This window comes from Streptomyces mesophilus, from assembly GCF_011044995.1.
Taxonomy (GTDB): Bacteria; Actinomycetota; Actinomycetes; order Streptomycetales; family Streptomycetaceae; genus Streptomyces; species Streptomyces mesophilus.
On the sequence record NZ_JAAKZW010000279.1, the window covers coordinates 1 to 9739 of the forward strand.

The 9739-nt window shown below is 71.3% G+C and carries 8 protein-coding genes; 6 read left to right on the top strand and 2 right to left on the bottom strand.

What is annotated here, in order from left to right:
* Positions 1-147 precede the first annotated feature (147 nt).
* Both G6045_RS36250 and G6045_RS36255 read left to right on the top strand, forming a co-directional pair.
* Positions 148-2379 carry an acetate--CoA ligase family protein gene (locus G6045_RS36250; protein WP_165336476.1) on the top strand — a complete coding sequence of 744 codons (2232 nt, stop codon included), beginning with the start codon at positions 148-150 and terminating at the stop codon, positions 2377-2379.
* Positions 2380-2539: 160 nt separating this feature from the next.
* A complete protein-coding gene (locus G6045_RS36255) occupies positions 2540-3262 on the top strand; it encodes an enoyl-CoA hydratase/isomerase family protein (protein WP_235968533.1) in 723 nt (240 codons plus the stop codon).
* A 33-nt stretch (positions 3263-3295) separates the two neighbouring features.
* On the opposite strand, the gene G6045_RS36260 is transcribed toward G6045_RS36255, so the two are convergent.
* Positions 3296-4024, bottom strand: a complete 729-nt coding sequence (locus G6045_RS36260) for a DUF4253 domain-containing protein (protein ID WP_328708028.1) — start codon at positions 4022-4024, stop codon at positions 3296-3298.
* A gap of 103 nt (positions 4025-4127) precedes the next feature.
* Here G6045_RS36260 and G6045_RS36265 point away from each other — a divergent pair, with 103 nt between their 5' ends.
* Positions 4128-4736, top strand: a complete 609-nt coding sequence (locus G6045_RS36265) for a flavin reductase family protein (RefSeq protein WP_165336478.1) — start codon at positions 4128-4130, stop codon at positions 4734-4736.
* A gap of 159 nt (positions 4737-4895) precedes the next feature.
* Positions 4896-6149, top strand: a complete 1254-nt coding sequence (locus G6045_RS36270) for an MFS transporter (protein ID WP_165336479.1) — start codon at positions 4896-4898, stop codon at positions 6147-6149.
* On the opposite strand, the gene G6045_RS36275 is transcribed toward G6045_RS36270, so the two are convergent.
* Entirely contained in the window at positions 6066-7199 is a 1134-nt protein-coding gene (locus tag G6045_RS36275; RefSeq protein WP_165336480.1) for a GlxA family transcriptional regulator, read from the bottom strand. The two genes, G6045_RS36270 and G6045_RS36275, sit on opposite strands and share 84 nt — an antisense overlap.
* 230 nt (positions 7200-7429) lie before the next feature.
* Here G6045_RS36275 and G6045_RS36280 point away from each other — a divergent pair, with 230 nt between their 5' ends.
* Together G6045_RS36280 and G6045_RS36285 are read left to right on the top strand one after the other, a co-directional pair.
* A complete protein-coding gene (locus tag G6045_RS36280; protein ID WP_165336483.1) occupies positions 7430-8671 on the top strand; it encodes an MFS transporter in 1242 nt (413 codons plus the stop codon).
* 105 nt (positions 8672-8776) lie between these two features.
* Positions 8777-9625 (top strand): alpha/beta fold hydrolase, encoded by an 849-nt coding sequence (locus G6045_RS36285; protein WP_165336481.1) that lies wholly within the window; start codon positions 8777-8779, stop codon positions 9623-9625.
* Positions 9626-9739: the final 114 nt, after the last annotated feature.

Here is a 9739-nt window from a genome sequence, read left to right on the forward strand (position 1 = left end):
AACCTGCCCATCCGTCCCCCTCCCGTGCCGTTCTCGTGCAGATTCCGGTGCAGACCTGTTCCTGACGGAGCGTCAGTTCAGTAATCTGACTACGCGTCAGTTCTGTTGACCGTAGTCAGGACGTAACTCAGGAGGCGGGCGTCAGCGATGCTTGGATCGACTCACGGCACCCTCACCACCGACTCCCGCCCGGCCCGTGTCGTGGCCTGCGGCGAGCGCCCCACGCCGGCGGTGCACAGTGTCGCGGGCCCCCCTGGGGCCTCCGACCTGGATGTCAGCGGCCGCCCGTTGCACGCGGACGTGCCCGACCTGGACAAGTTCTTCCGCCCCGAGTCGGTCGCCGTCATCGGCGCCTCAGACGCCGAGGGCCGCCCCAACACCGGCATCACCAAGCAGCTCATCGCGTGGGCCGAGCGGGTCGGCGCGCGGCTGCACCCCGTGCACCCGACCCGGGAGTCCGTCTTCGGGATACCGTGCGCGCCCTCGGTCGCGGACCTGCCCGAGCCGGTGGACCTGGCCGTCCTCCTGGTCGGCAATCCACTCCCAGTGATCGAGGAACTCGCCGAGTCCAAGGTGAAGTTCGCGGTCGCCTTCGCCTCGGGCTTCGCCGAGACCGGCGAGGAGGGCGCCCTCGCGCAGACCCGCCTCACGGCCGCCGTGGAGCGCTCCGGCATCCGGCTGCTCGGGCCGAACACCAACCTCAACGCCTTCGAGAAGTTCCGCGACGACCTCGACGGACCGGCCATCGCGCTGATCACCCAGTCGGGACACCAGGGCCGCCCGGTCTTCGCGATGCAGGAGATCGGCGTACGGCTCTCGCACTGGGCCCCGACCGGCAACGAAGCGGACCTGGAGACCTCGGACTTCCTCTCGTACTTCGCCGAGCAGCCCGAAGTCGGCGCGATCGCCTGCTACATCGAGGGCCTCAAGGACGGCCGCTCCTTCCTGCTCGCCGCCGACCGCGCCGCCCAGCGCGGAGTGCCGGTGGTCGCGGTCAAGGTGGGGCGCACGGAGGCCGGCGCCAAGATGGCCGCCTCGCACACCGGCAAGCTCACGGGCGCCGATGACGTGGTGGACGCCGCCATGCGGCAGTTCGGGGTCATACGCGTCGACGGGCTCGACGAACTCCAAGACGTATCCGCCCTGTTGGCTCGCGCCCGCAAGCCCCAGGCCGACGGCGTGGTCGTCTACTCGATCTCCGGCGGCACCGGCGCCCACTTCTCGGACCTCGCGACCGAGGCGGGGCTCGAGCTCCCGACGCTCTCGGAGGCCAAGCAGGACGAGCTGCACGAGTGGATCCCCTCGTATCTGAACGTCGCGAACCCCGTCGACAACGGCGGTCACCCCGTCGGCGACTGGCGCGGCCGGAAGATCATCGACGCGATCCTCGCCGACCCGTCCGTCGGCGTCCTGATCTGCCCGATCACCGGCCCCTTCCCGCCCATGAGCGACAAGCTCGCACAGGACCTGGTCGACGCCGCCGAGCAGACGGACAAGCTCATCTGCGTCGTCTGGGGTTCGCCCGTCGGTACGGAGGAGGCGTACCGGACCACGCTCCTCGGCTCGTCCCGCGTCGCGACCTTCCGCACCTTCTCCAACTGCATCACGGCGGTCCGCGCGTATCTGGACCACCACAAGTTCACCGACGGCTACCGCTCCCCCTTCGAGGAGGCCCCGCGCACCCCGTCGCCGTCCTTCCGCAAGGCGCAGGCGCTGATGCGGCCCGGCCAGCAGCTCAGCGAGCACGCCGCGAAGCAGCTTCTTCGGGCGTACGGGATCAGGGTGCCGCGCGAACAGCTGGTGACGTCGGCCGCCGCCGCCGTACGGGCGGCCGGTCTGGTCGGCTACCCGGTCGTGATGAAGGCCTCCGGTGCCCAACTCGCCCACAAGACCGAACTCGGCCTGGTGAAGGTCGGGTTGACCTCCGCCTCCCAGGTCCGCGACGCGTACCGCGAGCTCACGGACATCGCCCGCTACGAGGGCATCAAGCTGGACGGGATCCTGGTCTGCCAGATGGTGGAGAAGGGCGTCGAGATGGTCGTCGGCGTCACGCACGACTCGCTCTTCGGGCCGACGGTGACGGTCGGACTCGGCGGCGTCCTGGTCGAGGTCCTGCGCGACGCGGCGGTCGCCGTACCGCCCTTCACGGAGGACCACGCCCGCGCGATGCTCTCGCAGCTGCGGGGCGCGGCGCTGCTCGACGGCGTACGCGGAGGACCGCCCGTCGACGTCGACGCCCTGGTCGAGGTGGTGCTCAGGGTCCAGCGGATGGCGCTCGAACTGGGCGACGAGCTGGCCGAGTTGGACATCAACCCGCTGATGGTGCTGCCGCGGGGACAGGGCGCGGTGGCGCTGGACGCGCTGGCGGTCTGCCGCTGAGGGGCCGACGTCGACGTACGCGTATACGCGCACACGCACACCCGTACACGTACACCCGTATACGAGAGGGAGCTCCGTGCCCGAGGAACAGCAGCCGGACGACGTCCTGCACTCCGTCGAGAACGGCGTCTCGTGGATCACGCTCAACCGCCCCGAAGCCATGAACGCCGTCACCTGGGACCAGCGCGAGCGCATCATGGCGCTGCTCGCCGCGGCGTCCTCGGATCCCGCGATACGGGCGGTGGTGATCACCGCGACCGGCAAGGGTTTCTGCGCGGGGGCCGACCTGCGGGGCTCACCCGATACCGGGGGCGAGCGGGTGGCCGGTGACGTGGCGCGGATGATCCGCCAGGGCGCCCAGCGCTTCATCGCCTCGGTCATGGACTGCGAGAAGCCGGTGATCGCGGCGGTCAACGGGACCGCGGCCGGCATCGGCGCGCACCTGGCCCTGGCGTGCGATCTGGTCCTGGCCTCGGAGTCGGCCAAGTTCATCGAGGTGTTCGTACGGCGCGGGCTGGTGCCCGACGGAGGCGGGGCGTATCTGCTGCCGCGGCTGATCGGGCCGCAGCGGGCCAAGGAGCTGATGTTCTTCGGCGACTCGGTGCCGGCGGCCGAGGCCGAACGGCTCGGACTCGTCAACCGGGTCGTACCGCCTGAGGACTTGGACAAGACGGCCCGCGAGTGGGCCGAGCGCCTCGCCCAGGGCCCGACCCGCGCGATCGCGCTGACCAAGCAGCTGGTCAACGCCTCCCTGGACGCGGACCGCACCACCGCCTTCGCGGCGGAGGCGACGGCCCAGGAGATCAACATGACCACACGGGACGCCAACGAGGGCGTGGCGAGCTTTGTGGAGCGGAGGACGCCTTCGTACGAGGGGCGGTAGATCGTCTGTCGCACGGGGAACGGCAGACCGCACTCAATCCCACCAGAACCGCCACTCGCGAAGCCGCATGAGCTCCTCGTGGTACGTGGTCCAGTCCGGTGCGGGCTCCTCGTGGAAGACGTCCGGGCAGACGAGGTAGTGCTCCGCGGCGAGGGCACGTGCCTGGTGAACGTCTGTCGGCTGGGCGGCCACCGAGACGTACAGGCTTCCATGTCCGAAGCCCACGACTCGGACACCGAACCGGTCCTCCCAGGAGCGCAGGACGGCCGACAGTTCCTGCGCGGTCATGTGATTTCCCATGCCCAGCCACCTGAGTGCGGCGGGCGCGTCAGCGCCTCGCGCGACCTGGACGAGCGCGAGACACCGGGCCCGTCCGTCGCGGGCGACAGCAGTCGCCACTTCCCCGGCGCCCGCGCCGGCGTCCGTCACCGTCGGGGCAGGGGGCGCAAGACCGGGCCATTCCTCGAAGGGCGGCCACGAGTCGTCCGCCCAGCGACTTCGGAAGTACGCTTCGGCATCCGCTTCGGCTCCATGGCCACCGCCCGCAGGCTTGCACGAGTCGTCGGGGTACTCGAGCAACAGCGGGTACAGGCCGGTTTCGCCACGCCGCGCGTACATCCGCTTCCACCAGTCGGCCGCGTCCATGACCGCGCCGTCGCTCATCCACACCAGCGGATACGTGTGATGAGACGGCCCTATCAGTCTGCCGGGCGGCAACTCGTCGAGCAGCTGTCTCAGATGTTCCTTCGAAGTCTCGGGCACGGCCGGAATCTACGGGGCACGTCTGACACCTTGCGCGAAGACACCGTGAACAGCCGCCCACCCCTTCCAATCTGACGAGCCGTCAGCTTCAATGAGGAACGTGATGGGACACGCAGGGATGGCGGCCACCACCATCCGATACCTCAGGTCCACCGGCGCCCTCCCGGCCGCCGAACCCGTCGAAGCGCTGCCGCGCCCCGACCTACGGGCGGTCGGCGAGGATGAGCGTGGGCCGCTCGATCCGGCCGAATTCCGCCGCGTACTGGGGCATTTCGCCTCCGGCGTCACGGTCATCACGGCGACGACGGCCGACCGGAGCCCCGCGGGCTTCGCCTGCCAGTCCTTCGCCTCCCTCTCCCTCGACCCGCCGCTGATCGCGTTCATGGTCGCCCGTACGTCGACGACCTGGCCGAAGATCGCCGAGGCGGGCTCGTTCTGCGTGAACATCCTGGGCGCGCACCAGGGCGAGCTGTGCCGCGGCTTCGCGGTCAGCGGTGCGGACAAGTTCGCGGGCGTGGAGTTCGACGCGGCCCCGGTCTCGGGCGCCCCGCGCCTGAACGGCGCCCCCGCCTGGCTGGACTGCACGATCCACGCGGTCCACACCGGCGGCGACCACCTGATCGTCGTCGGCCGCGTAAACGCCCTGAACGCCGACGAGGACGGCGCCCCCCTCCTCTTCCACCAGGGCAAGTTCGGCCAATTCGTCCGCTGACCCCCCGCCTTCGGCGGCCGCCCCCCGCCCATCGGGGGACCATTCGTACAGGATGAACCAGGGCATTCCCGACACTCGGTGGACAGATGGTCCCCCGGTCGGCCCGCCCCCGGAAACCCACGTGCCTCAGCCCCACCTCACCGCCTACCGTGGGGCACTATGCCCAGAGCCAGCTATCGCGAGCTGTTCACCCGCCCCGTCCTGAGCTGGTGCGCGGTGGCCGTCGCCTCGCGTCTGCCGGTGGCCATGGCGCCGCTCGCGCTGGTGTTTCTCGTGCGGGAGCGGCCGGGCGGGTATGCGCTCGGCGCGCTGCTCGCCGCCGTGTACGTGATCGGGGAGATCGCGGGCGCCGCCGTACTCGGAACGCGGCTGCGGCCCGAGCGGGCCAGAGGCCAGCTGGCGTTCGGGCTCGCCGGCGGCAGCGCCGGTTTCCTGCTGCTCGCCCTCGCGCCGGGCGCACCCTCCGCGGTCCTCGCCGTCGGCGCCTTCGTCGCCGGAGCCGCACCCGCCGGAGCCGCGGGCGGGCTGCGCGCGCTGCTCCAGGCCATGGTCCCCGAACGGGCCGTGTCCCAGGCCATGAGCTTCGAGACCATGCTCAACTCGGCGATCTGGTCCGTATCCCCGGTCGCCGCGGCCTGGCTGGCGCTCGGCGTCGCCCCGTACACGCCCATGCTGCTCGCCACGGTCCTCCTGATCGCCGCGACGGCGGGGCTGTGGCTGCTGCCCGCCGGCTGGCAGGCCGAGGAGCACGAACCCGGCAACGGGTCGAAGGCCCGGGTCCTGGCCCGCGCCTGGCCCGCGTACGTGATGGGCGCGGCCACCATGTGTCTGCTCGCGCTCGCCGAGATCGCGCTGCCCGCGCTGCTCGAACAGCGGGACTTCGGGGTGGGCCTCGCGGGCCCGCTGCTCGCCGCGTTCGCGGTGGCCTCCGCCGTCGGCGCCTTCGTCTACGGGCTGCGGGCGGCCTGGCCCGGGCGGCTCGCGACCCAGAGCGCGGTGCTGCTCGTCGGGGTCTCGGCCTGTGTCACCGCCGTCGCCGTGACACCCTCCGTCACCGCCATCGCGGCCGGTCTGACACTCGCCGGAGTGCTGCAGGCCGGCGCGCTGCTCACCCGGAACCTCGCGCTGCGCGCCACCCTTCCGTCGAGCGCGCTCGCGGCCGGGTACTCGGTGATGTACGCGGCGGTGGGCGCCGGTTACGCCCTGTCCGGCAGCCTGGCCGGCCTGCTCATGAGCCTGACGACCGCCTCGAACGCGATCCTCGCGGGCGTCGCTCTCACCCTCGTCCTCACGGCCGTCGGCCTCCTCGGCGACCGGTCGGCCGGCCGCTCAGGCCACCGAGCGCAGCCGAGCGTGATCCGCGCGGAAAGTACGCCGGTAAGCGGTCGGAGTGACGCCGAGCGCGCCCATTAGGTGCTGCCGCAGCGACTGCGCCGTACCGAATCCGGCATCCCGCGCCACCTGGTCGATGGAGAGCGCGCTGGACTCCAGAAGGTGACAGGCCCGTTCGATCCGCTGCCGGGTCAGCCACTGGCCGGGGCTGACGCCGACCTCGTCGCGGAAGCGGCGCGTGAACGTCCGTACCGACATGGCCTCTTGATCCGCCATGTCCCGCAACTGGATCGGCTCGTGCAGCCGCGCGAGCGCCCACGCCCGCGCCCTGCCGGTGGTCCCCTTCTCGGGCTCGGGCACGGGCCGCTGGATGAACTGCGCCTGCCCGCCGTCGCGATGCGGCGGTACGACGGTGCGGCGGGCCACCTCGTTGGCGATCGCGGTCCCGTGGTCGCGGCGCACGATGTGCAGGCAGAGGTCGATACCGGCCGCGACTCCGGCCGAGGTCAGGACCTCGCCGTCGTCGACGAAGAGCACGTCCGCGTCGACGGCGACCGTGGGGAAGAGCTCTTGGAAGTGGTCGGAGTGCCACCAGTGGGTGGTCGCGGGCCGGCCGTCCAAGTACCCGGCGGCGGCGAGCACATAGCCACCCGTGCAGATCGCGACGAGCCGGGTGCCGGGGCGGATATGGGCGAGCGCGGCGGCCAGTTCGGGGGTGAGCCGACCCTCCTCGTACACCGGACCGAGCTCGTACGAGGCCGGGATGACGACGGTGTCCGCGGTGGCCAGGGCCTCGGGGCCGTGCTCGACGTGGATCGCGAAGTCCGCGTCGGTCTGTACGGGGCCCGGCGGGCGGATCGAGCAGGTGACGACGTCGTAGAGGGGCCCGCCGTCGGGACCGACGGGGCGGCCGAAGATGCGGTGGGGGATGCCGAGTTCGAAGGGGAGCAGACCGTCGAGGGCGAGCACGACGACGCGATGCCGGGGTACCTCGGACAGACCCCGCCCTCCCGGGGGACGAGCCCCGTCCAGGCTATCGGCGCCCACTGACAACGCCGGGTCCGCAGCGGGACGCGCCGGCTTCCCGGCGCGGGCGGTCTCGACGGTCTCGACGGTCTCGGAGGATCCCATGGCCCGATCCTATCGAATGCTGGCCTTTGAGCCACTCGTTCGGAGAAGGGCCCCACCGCCAGGATGATCCCGTGACGCAGACATCCGGGGCCGAGACGCCGACCCAGCCGACAACCGAGGCCGGGACACTTACCCAGCCGACAACCCAGGCCGAGGCCGAGACGCCGACCCAGCCGACGCTCGAGGCCGAGACGCCGACCCAAGCGGCAGCACCCCGCAAGACCCCCCGCATCCACCGCGCCTGGTACGTGGCCGCCGTGGCGTTCGTGACGATCCTCGGCGCCGCCGCCTTCCGCTCGATGCCGGGTCTTCTGATCGAGCCGCTGCACGACGACTTCAACTGGTCGCGCGGCACCATCGGCCTCGCGGTCTCGGTGAACCTCGCGCTGTACGGACTCACGGCGCCGTTCGCGGCCGCGCTCATGGACCGCTTCGGCATACGCAGGGTCGTCGCCGTGGCCCTGACGATGATCGCGCTCGGCTCGGGTCTGACCGTCTGGATGGCGAACTCGCTCCAGCTGATCCTCTATTGGGGCGTCCTGGTGGGCCTGGGCTCAGGCTCGATGGCCCTGGCATTCGCGGCGACCGTCACCAACCGCTGGTTCACCACGAGGCGGGGCCTCGTCACGGGCATCCTCACCGCCGCCGGCGCCTCGGGTCAGCTGATCTTCCTGCCGCTGATCGCCTGGATGGTCGAGGACGGTACGTGGAAGCCCGCCTCCGTGACCGTGTCCCTCACCGCGCTCGCGGTCGTCCCCTTCGTATGGCTGCTGCTGCGCGACCACCCCGCGGATGTGGGCATCGCGCCGTACGGGTCCGAGGAGTTCGTGCCCAAGCCCCCGCCCGCGCAGGGCGCGGCCCGGCGCGCGGTCACGGTGCTGTTCTCGGCCGCCCGCACCGGCCCGTTCTGGCTGCTCGCCGGCACCTTCGCGATCTGCGGCGCGTCCACGAACGGCCTGATCCAGACCCACTTCATCCCCGCCGCCCACGACCACCACATGCCCGTACAGGCCGCCGCCTCGCTGCTCGCCGTGATCGGCATCTTCGACATCCTGGGCACGATCTTCTCGGGCTGGCTCACCGACCGCTACGACTCCCGCCGTCTGCTTGCCGTGTACTACGCGCTGCGCGGCGTCTCACTCCTCTTCCTGCCGATCCTGCTCGCGGAGTCGGTCCACCCGCCGATGATCTTCTTCATCGTGTTCTACGGCCTGGACTGGGTCGCCACCGTCCCGCCGACGATCGCCCTGTGCCGTGAGCACTACGGCGACGACTCGGCGATCGTCTTCGGCTGGGTGCTCGCCTCGCACCAGGTGGGCGCGGCCCTGGTCGCCTTCCTCGGCGGTGTGGCCCGCGATGCCTTCGGCACGTACAACCCGGTCTGGTACGCCTCGGGCGCGCTGTGCGCGGCGGCGGCGCTGATGGCCGTGGTGATCCGCAAGAGGGGCACGGAGCCGGCGAGCGCGCACTAGGGTCAACTGAAGTGCAGGTGACGGGCGTTGTCAGTGGGGGCCGATAGGGTTTGAAGGGCTCGGCCCCCGGGAGGGCGGGGTCTGTCCGACTTACGGGGAGCAAGCATGCAGCAGCCGACCTTCATACTCGTCCACGGAGCCTTCGCGAACTCCTTCTCGTTCGCGCCCCTCCAGGCCGAACTCGGCCTGCTCGGCCACCGTTCGGTCGCCGTGGACCTGCCGGGGCACGGGTTCGGGGCCGCGTACACGCGTGCCTACCAGGCGCCTCAGGATCCCGCGGGGCTGGCCACGGCGCCCAGTTCGATCACGGGTGTGACGCTGGCCGACAACGCCGCGTATCTGATCGGGATCCTCGAGCGGGCCAAGGCGAACGGTCCGGTGATCCTCGTCTCGCACAGCCGCGGCGGCGCCACCGCCACGGCGGCCGCCAACGCCCGCCCCGAGCTGATCGACCGGATCGTCTACGTCTCGTCATGGTGCCCCGTCGACCTGGACGTCAACGACTATTACGCCGAGCCCGAGATGGCCACCGTCGACCCCGGCGCCTTCGGCCCGGCCGTAGCGGCCAACCCGGCCGAACTCGGCGCGCTGCGCGTCAACTTCCGCACCGCGGACCCGGCCACGCTCGAGGCGATGAAGGCGGCGTTCCTCGCCGACGGCACCGACGAGCAGTTCCTGAACTTCCTGAACACCTTCCAGCCGGACGAGAACCTGGACGTCGGCACCTCGGACGACCGCGCCCAGGCGAAGACCTGGGGCACGATCCCGAAGACGTACGTCCGCCTCGCCGACGACGCCTCCATCCCGCCGGCCGCCCAGGACCGCCTGATCCGCGAGGGCAACGCCCTCACCCCGGACAACCCGTACGACGTCCACACCATCGCGGGCAGCCACCTCAAGTGGCTGATCGACCCGACGGAGGCGGCGAAGGTGCTGGCCGGCCTGGTGGCGTAAGCGGTAAGGGGACCATCTGTGCGCGCCATACCCGGCAATTCGGGCGCGGCGCAGGACAGATGGTCCCCTTCTCGGTCTGAAGGTCAGGCCCCCGCCCCCGCCCCCGTCAGAAAG